Origin of the sequence: Tatumella sp. UCD-D_suzukii (assembly GCF_000611875.2) — a bacterium.
GTDB lineage: Bacteria > Pseudomonadota > Gammaproteobacteria > Enterobacterales > Enterobacteriaceae > Tatumella > Tatumella ptyseos.
Window position 1 is genome coordinate 111,449 of record NZ_JFJX01000067.1, and the last position, 21,122, is coordinate 132,570.

General features: G+C 52.9%; 21 protein-coding genes. 8 read left to right on the forward strand and 13 right to left on the reverse strand.

From position 1 onward, the window contains the following. Positions 1 to 226: 226 nt before the first annotated feature. From pnp to CG67_RS15650, 4 genes are all read left to right on the forward strand, one after another. Positions 227 to 2,359 carry a polyribonucleotide nucleotidyltransferase gene (gene pnp, locus CG67_RS15640; protein ID WP_025903870.1) on the forward strand — a complete coding sequence of 711 codons (2,133 nt, stop codon included), beginning with the start codon at positions 227 to 229 and terminating at the stop codon, positions 2,357 to 2,359. 131 nt (positions 2,360 to 2,490) lie between these two features. Next, positions 2,491 to 3,378 (forward strand): lipoprotein NlpI, encoded by an 888-nt coding sequence (nlpI, locus tag CG67_RS15645; RefSeq protein WP_025903871.1) that lies wholly within the window; start codon positions 2,491 to 2,493, stop codon positions 3,376 to 3,378. A gap of 101 nt (positions 3,379 to 3,479) precedes the next feature. After that, on the forward strand, positions 3,480 to 3,536 hold the full coding sequence (gene yrbN, locus CG67_RS18840; protein WP_111678723.1) for a protein YrbN: 57 nt from the start codon (positions 3,480 to 3,482) through the stop codon (positions 3,534 to 3,536). 16 nt (positions 3,537 to 3,552) lie between these two features. After that, positions 3,553 to 5,433, forward strand: a complete 1,881-nt coding sequence (locus CG67_RS15650) for a DEAD/DEAH family ATP-dependent RNA helicase (RefSeq protein ID WP_025903872.1) — start codon at positions 3,553 to 3,555, stop codon at positions 5,431 to 5,433. Positions 5,434 to 5,549: 116 nt separating this feature from the next. Here CG67_RS15650 and CG67_RS15655 read toward each other — a convergent pair whose 3' ends face one another. The 3 genes from CG67_RS15655 to CG67_RS15665 form a co-directional block, all read right to left on the reverse strand. Continuing rightward, positions 5,550 to 6,566: a luciferase-like monooxygenase gene (locus CG67_RS15655; RefSeq protein WP_025903873.1), complete on the reverse strand. Its 1,017-nt coding sequence runs from the start codon at positions 6,564 to 6,566 to the stop codon at positions 5,550 to 5,552. A 96-nt stretch (positions 6,567 to 6,662) separates the two neighbouring features. Further along, positions 6,663 to 7,562 carry a U32 family peptidase gene (locus tag CG67_RS15660; protein ID WP_025903874.1) on the reverse strand — a complete coding sequence of 300 codons (900 nt, stop codon included), beginning with the start codon at positions 7,560 to 7,562 and terminating at the stop codon, positions 6,663 to 6,665. A gap of 9 nt (positions 7,563 to 7,571) precedes the next feature. Beyond that, positions 7,572 to 8,567 (reverse strand): peptidase U32 family protein, encoded by a 996-nt coding sequence (locus CG67_RS15665; RefSeq protein ID WP_025903875.1) that lies wholly within the window; start codon positions 8,565 to 8,567, stop codon positions 7,572 to 7,574. Positions 8,568 to 8,721: 154 nt separating this feature from the next. Between CG67_RS15665 and CG67_RS15670 the strand changes: the two genes are divergently transcribed. Continuing rightward, entirely contained in the window at positions 8,722 to 9,246 is a 525-nt protein-coding gene (locus CG67_RS15670) for an SCP2 domain-containing protein (protein ID WP_025903876.1), read from the forward strand. Then, on the forward strand, positions 9,240 to 9,740 hold the full coding sequence (locus CG67_RS15675) for a GNAT family N-acetyltransferase (RefSeq protein ID WP_025903877.1): 501 nt from the start codon (positions 9,240 to 9,242) through the stop codon (positions 9,738 to 9,740). The genes CG67_RS15670 and CG67_RS15675 overlap by 7 nt, the downstream gene beginning before the upstream one ends. Here CG67_RS15675 and CG67_RS15680 read toward each other — a convergent pair. After that, positions 9,731 to 10,018, reverse strand: coding sequence for a GIY-YIG nuclease family protein (locus CG67_RS15680; protein WP_025903878.1), 288 nt, complete (start codon positions 10,016 to 10,018; stop codon positions 9,731 to 9,733). The genes CG67_RS15675 and CG67_RS15680 overlap by 10 nt on opposite strands. 86 nt (positions 10,019 to 10,104) lie before the next feature. Between CG67_RS15680 and CG67_RS15685 the strand changes: the two genes are divergently transcribed. Continuing rightward, positions 10,105 to 10,533, forward strand: a complete 429-nt coding sequence (locus tag CG67_RS15685) for a YhbP family protein (protein WP_025903879.1) — start codon at positions 10,105 to 10,107, stop codon at positions 10,531 to 10,533. Between the two features lie 386 nt (positions 10,534 to 10,919). After that, positions 10,920 to 12,122 (forward strand): acyltransferase, encoded by a 1,203-nt coding sequence (locus tag CG67_RS15690; protein WP_051546424.1) that lies wholly within the window; start codon positions 10,920 to 10,922, stop codon positions 12,120 to 12,122. 24 nt (positions 12,123 to 12,146) lie between these two features. Here the strand turns inward: CG67_RS15690 and nrdG are convergent, their stop codons facing one another. The 9 genes from nrdG to arcC all read right to left on the reverse strand — a co-directional run bounded on the left by nrdG (position 12,147) and on the right by arcC (position 21,114). Further along, positions 12,147 to 12,626, reverse strand: coding sequence for an anaerobic ribonucleoside-triphosphate reductase-activating protein (nrdG, locus tag CG67_RS15695; RefSeq protein WP_025903881.1), 480 nt, complete (start codon positions 12,624 to 12,626; stop codon positions 12,147 to 12,149). A gap of 7 nt (positions 12,627 to 12,633) precedes the next feature. Next, positions 12,634 to 14,769 carry an anaerobic ribonucleoside-triphosphate reductase gene (nrdD, locus tag CG67_RS15700; protein WP_025903882.1) on the reverse strand — a complete coding sequence of 712 codons (2,136 nt, stop codon included), beginning with the start codon at positions 14,767 to 14,769 and terminating at the stop codon, positions 12,634 to 12,636. Between the two features lie 193 nt (positions 14,770 to 14,962). Continuing rightward, on the reverse strand, positions 14,963 to 15,349 hold the full coding sequence (ridA, locus tag CG67_RS15705; protein WP_025903883.1) for a 2-iminobutanoate/2-iminopropanoate deaminase: 387 nt from the start codon (positions 15,347 to 15,349) through the stop codon (positions 14,963 to 14,965). Between the two features lie 78 nt (positions 15,350 to 15,427). Continuing rightward, entirely contained in the window at positions 15,428 to 15,892 is a 465-nt protein-coding gene (gene pyrI / locus CG67_RS15710) for an aspartate carbamoyltransferase regulatory subunit (RefSeq protein ID WP_025903884.1), read from the reverse strand. Positions 15,893 to 15,907: 15 nt separating this feature from the next. Further along, positions 15,908 to 16,843, reverse strand: a complete 936-nt coding sequence (pyrB, locus tag CG67_RS15715; RefSeq protein ID WP_025903885.1) for an aspartate carbamoyltransferase — start codon at positions 16,841 to 16,843, stop codon at positions 15,908 to 15,910. Positions 16,844 to 17,088: 245 nt separating this feature from the next. Then, entirely contained in the window at positions 17,089 to 17,568 is a 480-nt protein-coding gene (locus tag CG67_RS15725; RefSeq protein ID WP_025903887.1) for an arginine repressor, read from the reverse strand. 100 nt (positions 17,569 to 17,668) lie between these two features. After that, complete coding sequence (locus CG67_RS15730; RefSeq protein ID WP_025903888.1) at positions 17,669 to 19,072, reverse strand: YfcC family protein; 1,404 nt, start codon at positions 19,070 to 19,072, stop codon at positions 17,669 to 17,671. 50 nt (positions 19,073 to 19,122) lie between these two features. Continuing rightward, a complete protein-coding gene (argF, locus tag CG67_RS15735) occupies positions 19,123 to 20,127 on the reverse strand; it encodes an ornithine carbamoyltransferase (RefSeq protein ID WP_025903889.1) in 1,005 nt (334 codons plus the stop codon). A gap of 72 nt (positions 20,128 to 20,199) precedes the next feature. After that, positions 20,200 to 21,114, reverse strand: a complete 915-nt coding sequence (arcC, locus tag CG67_RS15740; protein WP_025903890.1) for a carbamate kinase — start codon at positions 21,112 to 21,114, stop codon at positions 20,200 to 20,202. Positions 21,115 to 21,122: the final 8 nt, after the last annotated feature.

The window sequence follows — 21,122 nt, forward strand, 5'->3', positions numbered from 1 at the left end:
TTTACGGCCCCTTTTTTTGGGTGACTGGCAGTATTTCTGTTAAAACTCATGTATTGTTACTGTGAGTGATCTTTATTTGCACGATTCGCGCGGCTAATGAGAAACCTTATCCGCCCTGAGTATCGGGACGTGAGCTTTGTCATTAGTCGCGAGGATGCACAAAAGATCAAAACCAAAATTCAGGCAGCCCGAACGCGGCGTCTGATAAAATTAAAGGATCTAAATTTTGCTGAATCCGATTGTACGTAAATTCCAGTATGGCCAGCATACGGTCACTCTGGAAACCGGAATGATGGCTCGCCAGGCGAGCGGTGCCGTAATGGCAAGCATTGACGACACTTGTGTCTTTGTGACCGTCGTCGGTCAGAAAAAAGCGAAGCCAGGCCAGGACTTTTTCCCGTTAACCGTGAACTACCAGGAGCGCACTTACGCTGCCGGTCGTATCCCGGGAAGCTTCTTCCGCCGTGAAGGTCGTCCGAGTGAAGGTGAAACCCTGATCGCTCGTCTGATCGACCGTCCGGTACGTCCGCTGTTCCCTGAAGGTTTTGTTAACGAAGTCCAGGTCATTGCGACCGTGGTTTCCGTTAACCCACAGGTAAGCCCGGATATCGTTGCGATGATTGGTGCCTCTGCAGCACTGTCTCTGTCAGGTGTTCCTTTCAATGGCCCAATCGGTGCGGCACGTGTAGGTTATATCAATGACCAGTACGTTCTGAACCCGACCCGTGATGAGATGGCAGAATCCCGTCTGGATCTGGTGGTTGCCGGGACAGAAAATGCCGTACTGATGGTTGAATCAGAAGCGGATATCCTGAGCGAAGAGCAGATGCTGGGTGCAGTCGTGTTTGGTCACGAGCAGCAGCAGGTTGTTATCGAGAACATTAAATCTCTGGTGGCTGAAGCGGGTAAACCTCGCTGGGACTGGCAGCCAGAGCAGGCGAACGAAGCCCTGAATGCACGTATTGCTGCACTGGCTGAAAGCCGTCTGAGCGATGCTTACCGCATCACTGAGAAGCAGGAACGTTACGAGCAGGTTAACCTGATCAAGAGCGAAACGACTGCAGCATTACTGGCAGAAGACGAAACGCTGGACGAAGGCGAAATCAGTGATCTGCTGCACGCCATTGAGAAAGACGTTGTACGTGTTCGTATCCTGAACGGTGAACCACGTATCGATGGTCGTGAAAAAGATATGGTTCGTGGTCTGGATGTCCGTACCGGTGTTCTGCCACGTACTCACGGCTCTGCGCTGTTTACCCGTGGTGAAACTCAGGCGCTGGTTACCGCGACACTGGGTACTGCGCGTGATGCACAGAACCTGGACGAGCTGATGGGTGAGAAGACCGACAGCTTCCTGTTCCACTACAACTTCCCTCCATATTCTGTCGGTGAGACCGGAATGGTTGGTTCGCCTAAGCGTCGTGAAATCGGTCACGGTCGTCTGGCGAAACGTGGTGTGCTGGCAGTCATGCCAAAACAGGATGCGTTCCCGTACACCGTTCGTGTTGTTTCTGAAATCACAGAATCAAACGGCTCATCTTCAATGGCTTCTGTCTGTGGTGCTTCTCTGGCGCTGATGGATGCCGGTGTTCCTATCAAAGCTGCCGTTGCCGGTATTGCGATGGGTCTGGTAAAAGAAGGTGATCGTTACGTGGTACTGTCCGATATTCTGGGCGATGAAGATCACCTGGGCGATATGGACTTTAAAGTTGCCGGTAGCCGTGAGGGTGTCACTGCCCTGCAGATGGATATCAAGATTGAAGGTATCACTCGCGAAATTATGCAGGTTGCACTGAACCAGGCTAAGGGTGCGCGTCTGCACATCCTGGGCACCATGGAACAGGCTATCAGCACCGCACGTGTTGAAATTTCTGAATTCGCACCGCGTATTCACACTATCCGTATTAACCCGGATAAGATCAAAGACGTCATCGGTAAAGGTGGCTCTGTGATCCGTGCCCTGACCGAAGAAACCGGCACCACCATCGAAATCGAAGATGATGGTACCGTGAAAATCGCTGCAACCGACGGTGACAAAGCGAAAGAAGCCATTCGCCGTATCGAAGAAATCACCGCAGAAATCGAAGTGGGTCGTATCTATAACGGTAAAGTGACCCGTATCGTTGATTTCGGTGCTTTCGTTGCGATCGGTGGCGGTAAAGAAGGTCTGGTACATATTTCTCAGATCGCTGATAAGCGTGTAGAGAAAGTGACAGACTATCTGCAGATGGGTCAGGAAGTACCGGTTAAGGTACTGGAAGTCGACCGTCAGGGTCGTGTCCGCCTGAGCATCAAAGAAGCGGTTGAAAAGCCGCAGGCAGAAGAAAATACCGCGGCGAACCCGGCTGACGCTGGTTAATCGTCCGATGATTATCCTTCCCTCTGAGTATTCAGGGGGAAGGATTTATGTTATCGCGAGGGCAGGATTCCTTTGCACGGCAGGCGGATGAAAGGATATTCATCCTAATGTTTGTATTCGGGAGTGGGATAATGAAGCCTTATTTGCGTTGGGGTTTTGTTGCAGCAGCTTTAGTGCTTGCAGGATGCAGCAGCTCTGACAACTGGCGTCAGAATGAAGTTCTTGCTGTCCCTTTGCAACCCACATTGCAACAGGAAGTGATTCTGGCAAGGATGGAACAAATACTTGCCACTGGTGCCCTTACAGATGATGAACGCGCACAGCTTTTATATGAGCGCGGAGTGTTGTATGATAGTCTTGGTTTGCGGGCACTTGCACGGAACGATTTTTCCCATGCATTGTCTATAAGACCAGATATGCCGGAAGTGTTTAACTATCTTGGCATATATTTAACCGAGGCAGGTAATTTTGATTCTGCCTATGAAGCGTTTGATTCTGTACTAGAGCTTGATCCAACTTACAATTATGCGCATTTAAACCGAGGTATCGCCCTCTACTACGGTGGACGATACAAGTTAGCGCAAGATGATCTGCTGGCGTTTTATCAAGACGATCCTAATGATCCGTTTCGTGCGCTTTGGCTCTATCTCGCAGAACGTGAGATTGATGCGAAAAAAGCGAAAGTCGCGCTCAGACAGCGTTATGACTCTGCGAATAAAGATCAATGGGGATGGAATATTGTCGAGTTCTACCTGGGCGATATCAGTGAGAAAACACTGATGCAACGACTACAGGCAGATGCAACGGATAACACCTCGCTCGCTGAACATCTCAGTGAAACCAACTTCTATTTAGGTAAGTACTACCTAAGTCTGGGGGAGAAGGACAACGCAGAAGCGTTGTTCAAACTGGCGGTTGCCAACAACGTGAATAACTTTGTTGAACACCGATACGCATTGTTGGAACTGGCAGAACTCGGCCAGGCACAAGACGACTTATCAGAATCTGACCAGCAATAGCTGACGAAAATTGACACCCTTTTTTTTTTCCTGTCATCCTTCGGGGTGAGGGGTGTTTTATTCGTCAAAAACTTCTAATTTGAGCCGGTTCACACTTTTCAATGAAAATAACTGAAAGTTTTCATGACGAGTTATGTAGACTGGCCGCCGTAATCTAAGAGGCACGTGTACTACATGACTGATATTCAAACCACTTTTTCCGATCTGGGCCTTAACGAATCCATCCTGTCTGCGCTGAATGACATGGGATACGTTAAACCATCACCAATCCAGGCTGCCTGTATTCCACACCTGCTGGCAGGTCGTGATGTCCTGGGTATGGCTCAGACCGGTAGTGGTAAAACAGCGGCATTTTCTCTGCCATTGCTGAACAACATTGATCCTGCCCTGAAAGCACCTCAGATCCTGGTGCTGGCGCCAACGCGTGAGCTGGCGGTACAGGTAGGCGAAGCCTGTAATGAATTCTCTAAACACATGCGCGGTGTAAACGTCCTGGCCCTGTACGGTGGTCAGCGTTACGACGTCCAGCTGCGCGCTCTGCGTCAGGGACCACAGATTGTTGTGGGTACACCTGGCCGTCTGCTGGATCACCTGAAACGCGGTACCCTGGATCTGTCCAACCTGCGTGGTCTGGTACTGGATGAAGCTGACGAAATGCTGCGCATGGGCTTTATCGAAGACGTAGAAACTATTATGGCCCAGATCCCTGAAGGCCATCAGACTGCGCTGTTCTCGGCGACTATGCCTGAAGCTATTCGTCGCATCACCCGTCGCTTTATGAAAGATCCGCAGGAAGTGCGTATCCAGTCAAGCGTGACTACGCGTCCTGACATCAGCCAGTCTTACTGGACTGCTTATGGCCGTAAGAGTGATGCGCTGGTGCGTTTCCTGGAAGCTGAAGATTTTGATGCTGCAATCATCTTCGTTCGTACCAAAAATGCAACGCTGGAAGTGGCTGAAACGCTGGAGCGTAACGGCTACAGCAGTGCTGCCCTGAACGGTGACATGAACCAGTCACTGCGTGAGCAGACTCTGGAGCGCCTGAAAGATGGTCGCCTGGATATCCTGATTGCAACCGATGTTGCTGCACGTGGTCTGGATGTTGAACGTATCAGCCTGGTCGTGAACTACGACATCCCGCTGGATGCTGAATCTTACGTTCACCGTATCGGCCGTACCGGTCGTGCGGGTCGTGCGGGTCGCGCTCTTCTGTTCGTAGAGAACCGTGAGCGTCGTCTGCTGCGTAACATTGAACGCACCATGAAGCTGACTATCCCTGAGGTAGAACTGCCGAATGCGGAACTGCTGAGTACCCGTCGTCAGGCGAAATTTGCTGAACGTGTTCAGCAGCAGCTGGAAAGCAGCGATCTGGATCAGTACCGTGCACTGCTGGAGAAATTATCTCCTCAGGAAGATCTGGATATGGAAACTCTGGCCGCAGCTCTGCTGAAAATGGCTCAGGGTGAACGTCCGCTGATCGTTCCTGCTGATGTCCCTCGTCCTGCGCGTCGTGAATTCCGTGACCGTGATGAGCGTAGTGATCGTGGGGGTCGTGACGACCGTCGTGGTAACCGTGAACGTGACGGTGGTGACCGTCCGCGTCGTGAACGCCGTGATGTGGGTGATATGCAGATGTACCGCATTGAAGTTGGCCGTGATGATGGTGTTGAAGTACGTCACATTGTTGGTGCTATTGCCAACGAAGGTGATATCAGCAGCCGTTACATTGGTAACATCAAACTGTTCGGTACTCACTCAACGATTGAGTTACCGAAAGGTATGCCGGGTGAAATCCTGCAGCACTTCACCAAGACGCGTATTCTGAACAAACCGATGAATATGCAACTGATTGGTGATGCACAGCCACAGTCCCGTGAACCCCGTCGTGGTGGCGGTCGTGATGGTGGCCGTGAAGGTGGTCGTGAAGGCGGCGGACGTCGTTTCTCTGACCGTCGCGAAGGTGGTGGCCGTGGTTCTTTCAGCGGTAACCGTGAAGGCCGTGGCCCGCGTCGTGAAGACGGTGCAGCACCGGCTCCGCGTCGTCGCGAGTACTAATCCGCAGGACGGGCAGAGACAGATCATTCTCTGAATTTGCCTGCTATCCTGAATAAAAAAGCGAGGGGATTATCCCCTCGCTTTTTTTTTAACTGTCTCCGGAATACCTGTCTGCATTACTGCATCAGTGACTGTGCCGCCGCCATCGCCAGAGAGAAGGAATAAATTCTGGAATCAGGGTCAAAAATCTGACCGTTAACGATGATCTCATCAGCCTGATATTGCTGCTGTAAGGCAGCCATCCCCTGCGTGACCGAATGTTGATCACCGACCAGTGACATTCCTAATGCACGCTCCACCCCGTATTTTTCTGCCGGTGACCAGAGCGGCTCCATGGTTTCTACCGGTTCGGGCAGGGGGCCTGGCATACCGCGACGCAGGTTAATAAACTGCTGTTGCTGTGACGTAAACAGGAAGCGCGCTCTGGCTTTACTTTCCGCCGCAATCACATTTACTCCGATAACCACATAGGGTTCCGCCAGCCGGGCGGAAGGTCTGAATTTTTCGCGGTAGAGCGTGAGCGCATCGGCGAGCATATCCGGGGCGAAATGCGAGGCAAAAGCAAACGGCAAGCCCAGCTGCGCAGCAAGTTGTGCGCTATAGAGGCTGGAGCCTAATAACCATACCGGGATCTGTAACCCGACTCCGGGTACCGGCTGAACGTCAAAATGGCTGCCTGCCGGCGCATCAAACCAGCGGATCAGTTGTTCAATATCCTGCGGGAAATTCTCTTCATGACTGGCTGACATATGACGGCGTAAGGCCATCATCGTGCGCTGGTCTGACCCTGGCGCCCGGCCGATCCCGAGATCAATTCGTCCGGGATAAAGGGTTGCCAGCGTCCCGAACTGTTCAGCAATCACCAGCGGGGAATGGTTGGGGAGCATAACTCCGCCTGATCCCAGGCGCAGGTGTTTGGTATTGGCTGCCAGATAACCAATCAGTACTGACGTTGCTGCACTGGCAATGCCCGTCATATTATGGTGTTCGGCCAGCCAGTAGCGGTGATATCCCGCGGATTCCGCATATTTTGCTAACGCCAGTGAGTTGGCGAATGCAGCCTGTACAGAAGCCTGAGCCGGGACCGGAGAGAGATCCAATACAGAAAGCTTAAAGGGTTTGAGACGGGACATAAGTATACCTTTATCATACCGAAGCACCTGGCCGTCGCCAGCAGGGTGATGCTGAAAAGCATCCCCCTGAATGTAGCTTTTTTCAACGGCGAATACCTACGCGGATTGTGCCCCTAAGGTCGTCTCCAGTGCCATACCCTCGATATGATGCCAGTAGCCATTACAGTACGTTCGTTTATCCAGCGTAAAAGGTGTCTTTATGTGCAGATGGTTGCGGAATTCGCTGATTAAGGCGGGGGTATCCTGATCCTGCGGAGATAACCGCAGTACATCGACCAGGGACTGCATTGCCTGCTGTTCATTACCCAGATGGTAACAAGAGCTGCTCAGGGTCTGGATACCATTAAGCACAAAGACCGGTTGTCCTTCCTGTGACAATACCTGACGGCCCTGCGGGTAACGCAGGCAGCAGGTTTCACAGTGGTCTTTATCACGGTTTTCTGAACGTGCAGTGAAGCAGCGTGCCGAAAGCGCCAGCGGCAAATGACCGTAACCGAACACTTCCACTTCAAACTGATCCCGGAAGCCGTCCCGCTCACACGCTTCCAGCAGTGCTTTCAGCCAGTCGCGGGAAAGTTCTACCGGCATGCACCAGCGCACCATACCCTGTTTCAGCAGTATTTTCAGGCTGGCGGCATTATAGATGTTCAGCGCATAACCCGCGACGAAAGGTAACCTGTGGGTAGCCGCCAGATTAACGGTGCCCATATCATTCGCTTCCACCATAAATTCGCCGTTATCCACATAGCGTCTCAGCTCTTTCAATTCAGAAGGTGACTGTAATAAGGCCAGTGTACTGAGAACGACTTGTTTTCCGGCCGCCGCCAACGGCCTTGCCATCTCCATCCATTGAGAAAATGACGTCGCACGGCGTTTACTGCAGACGGTTTCCCCCAGATAGATAATGTCCGCGTCACTGCTGGCGGCCTGTTGGTAAAAGGTGTTCAGTTTTTCTGTCGGCCAGTACCACAACACCGGCCCGAGCGAATATTTCATGGTTGTTTCCTATTGCCATTGGCGGTGCAGAGCACCCAGTGTGGTTTGCGTACCTTCCGCCAGTTCACCCAGTTGCTGCATCCAGCGCGGGTCGACATTAAAGGTCGCCGGAGATTTCAGACAGTGGTCGATGGCTTGCCGCCAGACGGTCGCTACCTGCCTGACATAGGCGGGGCTGCGCTGTCGTCCTTCAATTTTTACCGAGACAATACCCATCTTTTGCAGTTCCGGCAGTAAGGCCAGCGTATTCAGGCTCGTGGGCTCTTCCAGCACGTGGTAGCACTGACCGTCAACCTGATAGCGTCCTTTACAGAGTGTGGGGTAACCTGCATTTTCGTGTGGCGGATAGCTATCGATAAGCACTTCGTTAAGCCTGGCCTCCATGCCTTGCCTGGTGGTTTGCCAGCGAACAAATCTGGCCGGTGAGCAGGCACCCGCGGTATTCGGGGATTCACCTGTCATCCAGGAAGAAAGATAGCAGCGTCCTTCGGCCATAATACACAGGCTGCCGAAGGCAAAGACTTCCAGCGGGACGGTGGTTTCCCGCGCCAGTTGCCGGACCTGGTGTAATGACAGGACGCGCGGCAGAACGACACGATGAACAGCGAACTCACGTTGATAAAAGAGAATGGCTTCGGTATTGGTGGCTGACGCCTGGACCGATAAGTGCCGCTCCACGGTCGGGTGGCGGGTACAGGCGTAATCCAGCAAGGCGGGGTCGGCGAGGATCAGTGCATCCGCGCCGCTGTCTGCGGCAATATCAATTGCCTGTTTCCAGCGATTGAACCCCTCCGGATGAGCGAACGTGTTGACCGCGACATGCAGCTTTTTCTTTCGCTGATGCAGATACCGGGCCGCTTCTTTCAGCCGGACAGGTGTGAAGTTAAGCCCCGTAAAATGGCGGGCATTGGTATCATCTTTCAGGCCGACATAGACAGCGTCAGCCCCGTTATCTGCGGCGACTTTCAGCGCGGGTAAATTTCCCGCCGGGCACAGCAGTTCCATAGCGTTCTCCCTGTAAAGATCAGGGAGAAAAGTGTAGGGAAATTTATCCACCGAAAAGTTGATACAGGGCAGTGTATGGCGGGTTAATCACAAAAATTGTCGCAGCGATAGTTAAAATAGCAGCCGTCTTCCTACCACCGATTTGAGGAAAAATATGCTGCAGCGATTACATCATCATCTGGTCAGTGAAATGCCGAACCTCCTGGCCGGGCCTCTGGGTCTGGTTCCTTTCTCCTGTAAAAAGGCCTTATTACGGCAACTGATAAACTGGCAATACCGGCAGCTGATCACGGCCGGTGACATTGACTTTCTGCATCAGCGCCGTCTGGGCATTGATATCCGTGACCTGCGGCTGAAGTGGGTGATGACGCTGGAAAACAACCGGATTATGATCACTGACGGGCAGGACGCGGATGTCTGGTTTCGTGCGGATACTAATGATTTGATTTTACTCGCGGCAGGCCGGAAAGACCCGGATATGTTATTCTTTCAGCGTCGGCTGGTTGTGGAAGGCGATACAGAATTAGGACTGGCAGTAAAAAACCTGATGGATGCTATCGAGCCCGAATCTATGCCGGCAATATTACTTAAGGGGTTGCAGCATCTGGCTGCATTTACAGAAGCAGGAATGACACAGGACGCCAGCGTAATAACGGTGCGCGAAGAGAACTCATGCTAATTCGGACTGAAATTGGTATTGATGCGCCAGGCATCGACCGTTTATTGAAAAACTGCTTCGGCTCAGAGCAGGAAGCGGAACGGGTCAGACAGCTACGTGAGCAGGGGTTACTGACCCTGGGGATGGTGGCTACCGATGACGAAGGCCAGATTCTGGGATATGCAGCCTTCAGCCCGGTCACTCTGGCGGGAGAAGACAAAGGCTGGGTGCTACTGTCTCCTCTGGCTATCGATGCCGCCTGCCGGTCACTTGCGCTTGATGAACAGCTGGTCCGGGAAGCCCTGGATACCCTGAATGAGTTTGGCTATGGGGCTGTGGTTGCCAGAGAAAACCTGCCCTGCCTGACACAGGTCGGGTTCCGGCCGGGTGAAAAACTGCATTATCAGTTACCGGCCGATAACCGGCAGCAGACGTTGCTTATTTATCCGCTGGCGAACGATCCGGTCGGGGATGAAGCCGGCGAGTTACAGCTTTCCGCGCCGTTTTACGGGTGATCGATAAGCCAGGGTGACAGGTCGGCGGGCTGGTCGCTGACCAGTAACAGCTTATCCGCCCGGGTCCGTTGCTTTACCTGGTATTCCAGTCGTGATGCCTGTGACCGGTCACCGGCAGGGCACTGAAATACCAGCGTCAGCGGACCTTTACCCCGTAACGCCCTCGCACCTGTACCGCGCTGATGTTGTAAAAATCGCCGTGCGACATCGGTAGTAATCCCGGTATACAACGCACCGGTGGCTGTACGCACCATATAAAGAAACCAGCGATTTTCCATCCTGATAATTATCCTGTTCAGTTCAGAGCGGGCAGTGTAGCGCGCAATGTCTGCGAATGTCATGATTTCATCACCCGGGGATGCCTATGTCGGATCTGCACCATTGCCTTAACTATCTGAAAAAAAACCATGTGCTGACACTCTGTACCGGTAGCGGTGACACCTTATGGGCAGCCAACTGCTTTTATGTGCTGGATGAAACCGGCATTGCGTTCTGGCTGATGACGGAGGAGACCACCCGGCACGGTGAATTAATGCGCCTCAACCCCCGTGTCGCAGGTACGGTGACCACACCCACCCGTTCTGTCATGAAGATTCAGGGCATCCAGTATGCGGGAGAGATATTCCGTCCTGAAGGTGAAAGGGAAAAGCAGGCGCTGGCCTGTTATCAGCAACATTTTCCGATTGCCCGGGCGATGAAAGCCCCGTTATGGGAGATACGGCTGGATGAACTGAAGATGACCGATAACACTCTGGGTTTCGGAAAAAAAGTCCACTGGTCCCGTTCTTCCTGAGTACCATTCATGGCGTCTGCAGGACGCCATTCCCTTCCGCTATTCTGATCCTTTTTGTGCTGATTCCGGCTATCCCCCGGCGTTAATTTTCGGATATCTGAATACCCGTTGCGGGTGATAAATTAAAAACACTGACAAGAAATGTTAATTTCTTTAATCATTTTTGCTTGCAATTAACAGGGCTGGCGAACCATAGTGAAGGCCGGCAGTATGAAAGTGAATACCCGTTCTGCACTTAATGCTTCAGAGCCATCATAAGGAATTACTGTCAGATAAGCGCGTTAAAGCTCCTCACTTGCATGAGACAACCAGTCCATATTATACGTTAATTTAATTTATTAAAATTAACGTGTTATCTAACGGTTTCTGTTTTACCCGGGGGATATATGCACAATGAGACATTGCCGATACACTCATCTCAGCCATCTACTGCACACCATATTGTTCAGCGTAACGAAAAGGGCATGTTACCCAACCTGACCTCCCTGAACGGTATCCGCTTTATTGCAGCCATCGGAGTATTCTTTTTCCACTCTTCACTCAACGCCATACTGGCACCCTTTGCCAGCCCACGTGTCAGTGACGTATATTCCTTTATCTTTAGCATTTCAGGCTGGGTCAGCGTTTCCCTGTTTTTTATTCTCAGCGGTTTTGTGATGGGCTGGTCATCCCGCCCGGTCGATCACCCTCTGCGCTTTTACCGGCGGCGCCTGGCGAAAATCTATCCGATGAACGTGGTCGTCATGCTGATAGCATTACTTTGTGGTGTGGTCAGCATCCATCGTCCGGATATTTGGGTACCTAACGTCCTGCTGGTGCAGGCCTGGATCCCGAGGGTAGAGAATTATATCGGCGGGAATACCCCCAGCTGGTTTCTCGGGGCCATTGTTCTGTTTTATCTGCTTTTCCCGGTCGTGTTCCGCTGGGTAAAAGCACTGCCGGCAGATAAACTCTGGACCACCGTTTTTCTCTGCTATGCCGGGATGATTATCAGCCAGTCCGTCATCTACTACTTTACGCATAATGAACCACTGCTCTCCGGCTGGCCTTTTCCGATCGGTGAAATTCAGTTCTGGCTTTCCTATACATTACCGATCACCCGGATTTTTGAATTTGTTATCGGCCTGGTATTGTCCAGAATTATTCTTGAAGGCTATTTTATCCGCATCAGTACCGGCGTGAGTTTTTCGCTGGTGGTGCTGAGTTATATTATTGATTTATATGTTCCTTTCCAGTTCAGCTTTAATCTCGTGATGTTACTGCCGCTGGTTTTATTGCTGGGCTCGCTGGCGGTCAGCGATATTCAGGGGAAGACCTCATTCCTGAACTGGCCGGTGATGCAATGGCTGGGCGATATTTCCTTCGGGTTTTATATGATCCACTTTACCCTCCTGATGCTGCTTAACCGCTGGATCGGCGGAGAGAAATACACTACGCCGGAAGCTGTACTGTTACTGGTGCTGGCGATCATTGTCAGTGTGTTCTGTGGCTTGCTTCTGCATAAATATGTCGAAATTCCGTGCGGTAATTACCTTAACTCCCGTTCCAACGCCGCAAAACCGCTATCCCGCAGGGAAGGTGTGCGCTGAAAGCTCCTCTGACGGCCCGGGCAATCAGGGCTCCCGGGCCTGACGCAGATACCAGATCCGTTGATTCCGGCTACCGCGCCATTTGAGTGACAGATCCTTTTCAGATTCGATGAAGGGACCATCCACCAGCACGTGAATGTGCCGCGTGACTTCGCGCTGGGCAGCGGTCAGCCATTGAAAATGGTATCCGGTCCACAGCCAGATATCCTTTTCCGGACATTCACTGACGACGCGCTTCACCAGTTGTAACACGGCAGTGACATTGGCCGGGTGGAGCGGATCGCCGCCGGATAAGGATAATCCCTGGCGCGGGATGCGTGTGTCGTTAAGATCCGCGATGATCCTGTCTTCCTCCTGACGGGTAAACGGCTGGCCGGAATCCACCCGCCATGTGGACTGGTTATAGCATCCCCGGCAATGATGTTCACAGCCCGCGACAAACAGAGTGCAGCGGGTTCCCGGTCCGTTGACCACATCCAGCGGATAGTAGCGATGATAATTCATGTCATGATCAGGCCAGCCCGTCGGGCATATGTTTTACCCGGCGTCTGACTTCTTCCTGTTTTCCGTGATTAAAGGGGCGGGCATCGGGACTGCCCAGGTAACCGCACACTCGCCGGGTCACAGAGACTCTGGCCGGCTCATGATTACCGCATTGCGGGCAGGTAAATCCTTTGCTGGTACAGTTAAACTCGCCTTTAAAACCACAGTCATAGCACTCATCGATCGGGGTATTGGTGCCGTAATAAGGGATACGGGAATAGCTGTAGTCCCAGACATCTTCCAGGGCTTTCAGATTATGGCGCAGGTTCGGATACTCACCATAGCAGATGAAACCACCGTCAGAGAGAGCCGGATAGGGAGATTCAAAATCAATTTTATCGTAAGGATTGGCGGCCTTTTCCACATCCAGATGGAAACTGTTGGTGTAATAGCCCTTATCGGTGACTCCCGGAACCACACCAAATTCAGCAGCATCCAGCCGGCAGAAACGATCGCACAGGTTTTCACTCGGCGTGCTGTAAAGACTGAACCCGTAACCGGTCTCAGCCTTCCATAAGTCGGTCGCCGCGCGTAACCGGCTGACAATCGCCAGGGCGGTCTGCTGCAACTCTGCGGAGTCAAACAGATGCTGCTGCTGACCTTTCAGCGCGTTAATCGTTTCATGCAGGCCGATAAAGCCCAGTGAGATCGAGGCCCGGCCGTTCCGGAATATCTTGCCGACGTTGTCATCCGCATTGAGGCGGACACCACAGGCCCCTTCCATATACAGGATCGGCGCAACTCTGGCACAGGTATCCTCCAGCCGGTGGATACGGGTCAGTAACGCCTGCCGGGCGATCTCCAGGCGTTCATCGAGCAATGACCAAAAGCGCGTCTCATCGCCTGCCGCTTCCAGAGCGATCCGCGGGAGGTTCAGACTGACCACACCGATATTGTTCCGTCCTTCGTGGATCTGCCGGCCTTCTTCCTCATAAACGCCCAGAAAACTGCGGCAGCCCATCGGGGTCTTAAAAGACCCGGTAATTTTTACTACCTGGTCGTAATTCAGAATATCCGGGTACATCCGCTGGCTGGCACATTCCAGCGCCAGTTGTTTAATATCGTAGTTACAGTCTCCGGGCCGGTGGTTGATCCCGTCGCGGATGGCGAATACCAGTTTCGGGAACACCGCCGTTTTATGGTTTTTACCCAGCCCGGCGATGCGGTTTTGCAGAATCGAGGTCTGGATCATGCGGGAGGCAGCAGATGTCCCCAGTCCGAAACCGAAAGTCACAAACGGCGTCTGGCCGTTCGCGGTGTGCAGGGTATTCACTTCATATTCCAGTGCCTGAAACGCGTCATAACACTCTTTACGTGTCCGGGCCTCGGCATAGGCTTCAACATCGGCAACCTGCCATTCCCGGCCCGTATCACGGTGACGTTGCAGGCTGGCTTCCACATAGGGCGCGAGGACTTCATCAATACGATTAATCGTGGTACCGCCATAAATATGGCTGGCGACCTGAGCGATGATTTGTGCGGTCACTGCGGTTGCCGTGGCAATGGATTTGGGCGGCGCAATTTCGGCATTACCCATTTTAAATCCCCGGGTCAGCATTCCTTCCAGGTCAATCAGCATGCAATTGAACATCGGGAAGAACGGAGAGTAGTCCAGGTCGTGAAAATGGATTTCTCCGCGGTCATGCGCCTTCATCACCCGGGCCGGTAAAATATGCTGCCGCGCATAATGTCTGGCGACGATCCCTGCCAGTAAATCCCGCTGCGTCGGGATCACTTTACTGTCTTTATTCGCATTTTCGTTCAGCAGAGACGTATTCGTCTGTTCAATCAGCCCGCGGATCTCCCGGTAGAGCTGGCTGCGCTGTTCGCGACGGGTATCTCTGTCATGACGATATTCAATATAGCTGCGGGCCACATCCGGCCACGGACCTGTCATCAGCGTATCTTCTGCCACCTGCTGTATCCGGCTGATATCCAGCTCCGGGTTTTGCAGTAACTCTGCACAGACCTGGTCGGCCATCTGCTCACAATACGCGGGATCGGTCACTCCGGCGGCACTGGCTGCGGCCCGGATGGCATCCACGATGCGCTGCCGGCAGAAGGGTACTTTGCAACCATCCCGTTTTACAACGATAGTATCCATCAAGATCACCTATATATAGTGTTAGATATAATTCTAAGCACTATATGTAGTATTTTCAGTGAAATAAGTGATTGGAGTTTGATTCAGAACAAAGAAGCTTAAAAAGGCAAATGAAGGTGTCAGGACGGTAGTGAAGGCAGCATAGGGGAGAAATAAAGTGCGGAAGCGGCTCCCGGAGGAGCCGCTATCGGTATCAGCGACGGACGGCAATCGCTTCAATTTCAATTTTTACGTCTTTTGGCAGACGAGCGACTTCCACGCAAGAGCGCGCAGGAAAGCCGGACTGATTTTCAGTAAAGAAGGCTTCATACGCGGCATTGACGGTGGTGAAATCGTTTAAGTCTTTGACGAAGACGGTGGTTTTTACGATATCGCCAACGGTCAGTCCGGCTTCTTCGATAATAGCTTTGACGTTTGCCAGAGACTGGCGGGTCTGAGCAGTAACATCCTCAGGAACATCACCGGTTTTTGGATCAACCGGGATCTGGCCGGAAGTAATGATCATATTGCCGAGATCGACAGCCTGTACATACGGGCCGATAGCAGCCGGTGCATTTTCGGTACTGATGACGCGGGACATAACTTCTCCTTAATGAATATACGAGGACGACTCAGCCCTCAGGCGGATGCATCCCCATTATAAAAGGGTGAGTGATGATTACCAGTGCCCCATGACGACATGACGGGCAAATTCTTTTTCACAGTATTTGCAGGTCAGCATAATGTCCTGTGGCCGCTGACGTACCGTAAATGATGAGCTGACCGGTTCGTTATGGCTGATGCAGTTACTGTTCGGGCAACTCAGTACCCGCTCTATTCTGTCAGGTAATTCCGGCACTCTTTTGGCGACGACATCATAGTTGTCGATACGGTTGACGGTGGCATGAGGAGCATAAAGCGCCAGCTGGTTGATCTGTTCCTCTGTCAGAAAGGTATTTTCGATTTTAATCAGATCTTTCTGCTGCATTTCACCGGAAGGCAGGTTAAGACCAATGGTAATCCGCTGATCGGTTTCTGTCAGGCGGAACAATGAAAGTAACCGGAAGCCGACACGGGCCGGAATATGGTCAATGACAGTACCGCATTTGATGGCTTCAACCTGTAATTTATTATCCTGAGTCATCTTTCTGTTCCCCCGTTATGCAGTGAGTTCTTTATTTAACACCAGAGCCAGTAATGCCTGGCGGGCATAGATACCATTCCCGGCCTGGCGGAAGTACCAGGCATAGGGCGTCGAATCGACATCGGTATCAATTTCATCCACGCGGGGCAAAGGATGCAGCACCTTCATCGTCTCACGGGCACCGGTCAGGTCGGCCGCCCGCAGGATAAACTGTGCCTTTACGTTGGCATATTCGGAAGGGTCCAGGCGCTCTTTCTGGACACGGGTCATATATAAAATATCCGTCTGCGGGATCACTTCCTCAATAGAGGCGTGGCGCGACCAGGTAATGCCTTTTTCGTCGAGCAGATCCGTAATATACGCAGGCATGGTCAGGGCTTCCGGCGCAATAAAGAAGAAACGGTTATTGTCGAATTTAGAGAGGGCCTGAGTCAGGGAATGGACGGTCCGGCCATATTTCAGGTCGCCCACCATGGCAATATTCAGATTATCCAGCCGTTGCTGTGTTTCACTGATGGTGAACAGATCGAGCAGGGTCTGAGTCGGGTGCTGGTTTGCACCATCGCCGGCATTCAGTACCGGGATATCACCGGCGAATTCGGTGGCCAGCCTGGCGGCACCTTCCTGCGGGTGACGCATCACGATGGCATCCACATAGGTGCTGATGACGGAAATCGTATCGGCCAGCGTTTCTCCTTTTTTGCCCAGTGAAGTATTACCGCCGTCAGAAAAACCGACCACGGAAGCCCCCAGCCGGTGGATAGCCGTTTCAAAAGAGAGGCGGGTACGTGTCGATGCCTCAAAAAAACAGCTGGCAATCACCTTATGCTTCAGCAGCTCTGGTTGCGGCGATGCCTTCAGCCGTGCAGCAGTCTCTAAAACCAGCTCCAGCTCATCACGGTTCAGGTCATTAATGGAGATAATATTTTTTCGATAGAGGGGGTTAGCCATAAGTAATATCCTCGGCACGAGCAGATGACAGGCAAAAAAAAGCCCCTGAAACAGGGGCTTTTTTTATGAAATAGACATTGATGCGGGAAAAAAACGGGCTGCCACCTGCGTTCGGGCAGGTACGGATCTCATGTTGTGTCATGATCTGTGGCATGCGATTTCCCGGAAAATTTTCGCGCATTATACCGGCCACAGAATTCCTGACAAGAGAAGCCGGCATAAAATGCAGGGCCGGTAGCGATGATTCAGGGAACCTTCAGCAGAGTACAGATTTCCTCATAAAGCGCAGAAATCTGCCTGCACTGTCGGGGCGCAATCCAGACATTATCGCTGCCGGCGACCACGCCCATTACCGGGGCCAGGTCCTGACAATCAAGGATCCGTGCGACTGCACGGCCATAACCTGCGGCCGTATGGATCAGAATAAATTCATTGTTGCAGACAATATCGATCACCATCTCTGCAATGGTTCTGCTGGCGCGCGGCGCTAACTGCAACAGGGGGTTAAGGGTATAGATCCGTTGCCCCCGGCCATTACGGATTTTGATAGCACCGAGCATTTTCAGTAAACGCGACACGGTTGACTGGCTTATCAGGGCATAGCCGTTACGTTTCAGATCACGGCGCAAGGCTTCCTGGGAAAGATAACTGTTTTGCATAATCAACCGCTGGCAGAGGGCCAGCTGTCTGAGTTCTTTCTGACTGGCGGGGGTGAGAACAGGCATAATGACATCTCCATTGTCAGCCGGGGATGGCCCCGGACCGGACGTCGGCGGCAGTGACAGCGCCCTGGCTGGCGTCCACTGAGTCAGGGGCCTTTGTCAGTTATAGTAACGCAGAGACACTGAGCAGGACTATATTCAGTATCACAAGGATCACCATCAACGGTGCGACCCATTTCAGGTAACGGACATAAGGTACTCTGGCAATCGCCAGCCCGCCCATGACCACCGCTGACGTCGGTGTTATCAGGTTAACCAGCCCGGAAGCTGACTGATAGGCACTGACGACTATCTCGCGCCCGGTGCCTGTGAAGTCGGCCAGAGGAGCCAGTACCGGCATACTCAGTACCGCCAGTCCGGAAGACGATGGCACCAGAAAGGACAGCACCACTTCAATAAGCCAGGTGACGTTGATAAAGATGACCGCCGGTAAGCCGCTGACCATATGCTCTGCAGCGTTCAGCAGAGTATGGGTGATCATGCCATTATCCATGATCACGACAATGCCGCGGGCGATACCGATAATCAGCGCGACTCCCAGCAGATCGCGAGCCCCGTCGATAAAGGTGGTAGTGAAGGTTTCTTCACTCATACCTGCCACCAGAGCCACAAGAATGGCCGCCGCGAGGAACATGGCGGAAATTTCTCCCATCCACCAGCCCTGTACCGCGACACCGTAAATCATAATGACAAACGCCACCGCGAACAGCACCAGAATGATCTTCCGTTTCAGAGTGAATTCCAGACTCTCTCCGGTCTGCTGAGACAGAAAGTAGCGGCGGTTTTCGTCAGCCTGGTCGGCAACGATGGAGAGCCCGGGGTCTTTGCGGATCCTGAGTGCATAGCGGCGTACCCACCACACACACAGCAACCAGCCGCTGACCAGCATCGCCACCCGCAGCATAATCCCGTCAGTGAACGGTATTCCTGCGGCGTTAGAGGCAATCACGGTAGCAAACGGGTTGATGGTGGACCCCAGCGTGCCGATACCGGCCCCCAGCAATACGGTAGATGCGGCGACCAGCGGATCAAAACCGGCGGCCATCATGACCGGGACCAGCAGAGAGTAAAATGGCAGGGATTCTTCTGCCATCCCGTAGATAGTGCCGCCCAGCGCGAACAGCCCCATCAGAATAGGGATCATCCACTCTTCTTTTCCCTTCAGTCGTAACATGACTCGCTGGATCCCGGCATCGATCGCCCCGGTTTTATTGGTGACTCCCAGAAAGCCACCAATGATGAGAATAAAGAGTGCAACATCAATGGCACCGGCTTCCCCTGTCTTGTGATCCCAAAGCCCGTCTATCGGTGCCAGAAAAATATCGGTGATCCCCTGAGGGTTGGAGGCGACGGTATGATAGGTTCCGGCGACAGGGACTTCCTGCTCCAGACGGGGATTCATCTCCATCCGGTACTGACCGGCGGGAATTATCCAGCTCAGTCCGGCCACCAGAATAATCAGCCCGAACAGAATGGTATATGCAGAAGGGAATTTAAGTTTTTTCATGTCACTCTCCCTGCAGGTACGCCGGACAAGCCGTACCTGCGTTCGGTCAGTTAATCGGCCAGGGTTGCCACCATCACGGCTTTAATCGTGTGCATACGGTTTTCTGCTTCATCGAAAACAATCGACCGGGCAGACTCAAAAACCTCCTCACTGACTTCCAGCCCTTTCAGTCCGAAAGTCTCTTCGATTTCCCGCCCGACCGTCGTTTGTTCGTTATGGAACGCGGGCAGACAGTGCATAAATTTCACCTGCGGATTGCCGGTAGCTTCAACCACCTGCTGATTGACCTGGTAGGGAGTCATCAGGCTGACACGCTCCGCCCAGGCCTCTTTCGGTTCACCCATCGATACCCAGACATCGGTGTAGAGAAAGTCGACATCTTTCACACCCTCAGCCACCGATTCGGTAAGAGTGATACGGGCGCCGCTGGTGGCTGCAATGTGACGACACCGGCTGACCAGTGCTTCGTCCGGCCAGAAAGCCCGCGGAGCGACCAGACGAATATCCATACCCATAATGGCCGCGCCGGCCATCAGGGAATTCCCCATGTTGTTGCGGGCATCGCCCAGATAAGCAAACCGTAACGAGTTAAGCGACCGGCCGGGCGCATGTTCCAGCATGGTCATTAAATCCGCCAGGATCTGGGTGGGATGGAACTCATCGGTCAGGCCGTTCCAGACCGGTACGCCGGCATTATCTGCCAGTTCTTCGACTATCTTCTGCCCAAACCCGCGGTACTCGATACCGTCATACATACGCCCCAGAACCCGGGCCGTGTCTTTCATCGATTCTTTGTGGCCAATCTGGGAACCGGAAGGCCCCAGATAAGTGACCTGTGCTCCCTGGTCGAAAGCCGCGACTTCAAACGCACAGCGGGTGCGGGTGGAACTCTTTTCGAAGATCAGCGCGATATTTTTACCGGTCAGCCGGGGACGTTCCTGACCACAATGTTTGTCATGTTTAAGCTGACGGGCCAGCGTCAGCAGGTAATGAATTTCATCGGCGCTATAATCCAGCAGTTTCAGGAAGTGACGGTTTTTCAATGTGACTGACATAGTGAATATCCTTATTTTCAGGGGAAGACTGTCTGCCGGATGAAGGCAGACAGCAGGGAGTAAAGCGGGGCATCAGCCCGGAATGATCAGCGTTCCTTTCTGTCCGCTGAGGATCCTGCCGCCGTCCTGCAGAGAACCGATACCGGCATACCCGCCACAGGTTCTGACAAACTGACAGCAGGCATCCACTTTCGGCCCCATGGAACCGGCATCAAACCGGGTGCCTGCCAGCGAACTGACGGTGACCTGCCCGATAGCCTCCTGAGAGGGTGTTCCCCAGTCCCGGTAGACGGCATCTGCATCGGTCAGGATCAACAGTGCATCGGCCTGTAGCTGAGTGGCGAGCAGGGCAGCAGAAAGATCTTTATCGATCACCGCTTCGCAGCCTGCCATTGTCTGCCCTGTTTGCACCACAGGGATCCCTCCGCCGCCATTGCAGATGACCAGATGATCATGCTGCAATAAGGTATGGATGGCCGCGCTTTCCGAAATAGCCAGAGGGGCAGGCGAGGGCACGACGCGGCGAAAACCTGTCCCGTCCTGCTTGATACGCCATCCCTTTTCAGCGGCCAGGTCAGCGGCCTGCACGGAGGTATAGACCGGGCCTATATATTTACACGGGTCCTGAAACGCCGGATCAGCGGGATCCACGGTCACCCGGGTCAGCAAGGTCGTGACTTCCTGAGAGGGCAGTGCATTCCGCAATGCCTGTTGCAGCATATACCCCACCATTCCCTGACTTTCTGCGACCAGAATATCCAGCGGATAGGGTGCGACGTCAGAATACGCCGCATTCTGTAAGGCAAGCAGGCCGACCTGCGGGCCGTTGCCGTGCACCAGAACCACCCGCCACTCATCGGTCAGACGAGCAATGACACCGGCAGCAATAAGAATATTTTGCTGCTGAATACCGGCTTCCAGTGGTTCACCCCGTTTAAGGAGTGCATTACCACCAAGCGCTACGACCAGAACAGGTTTTTTCTCCATCTGTTTTT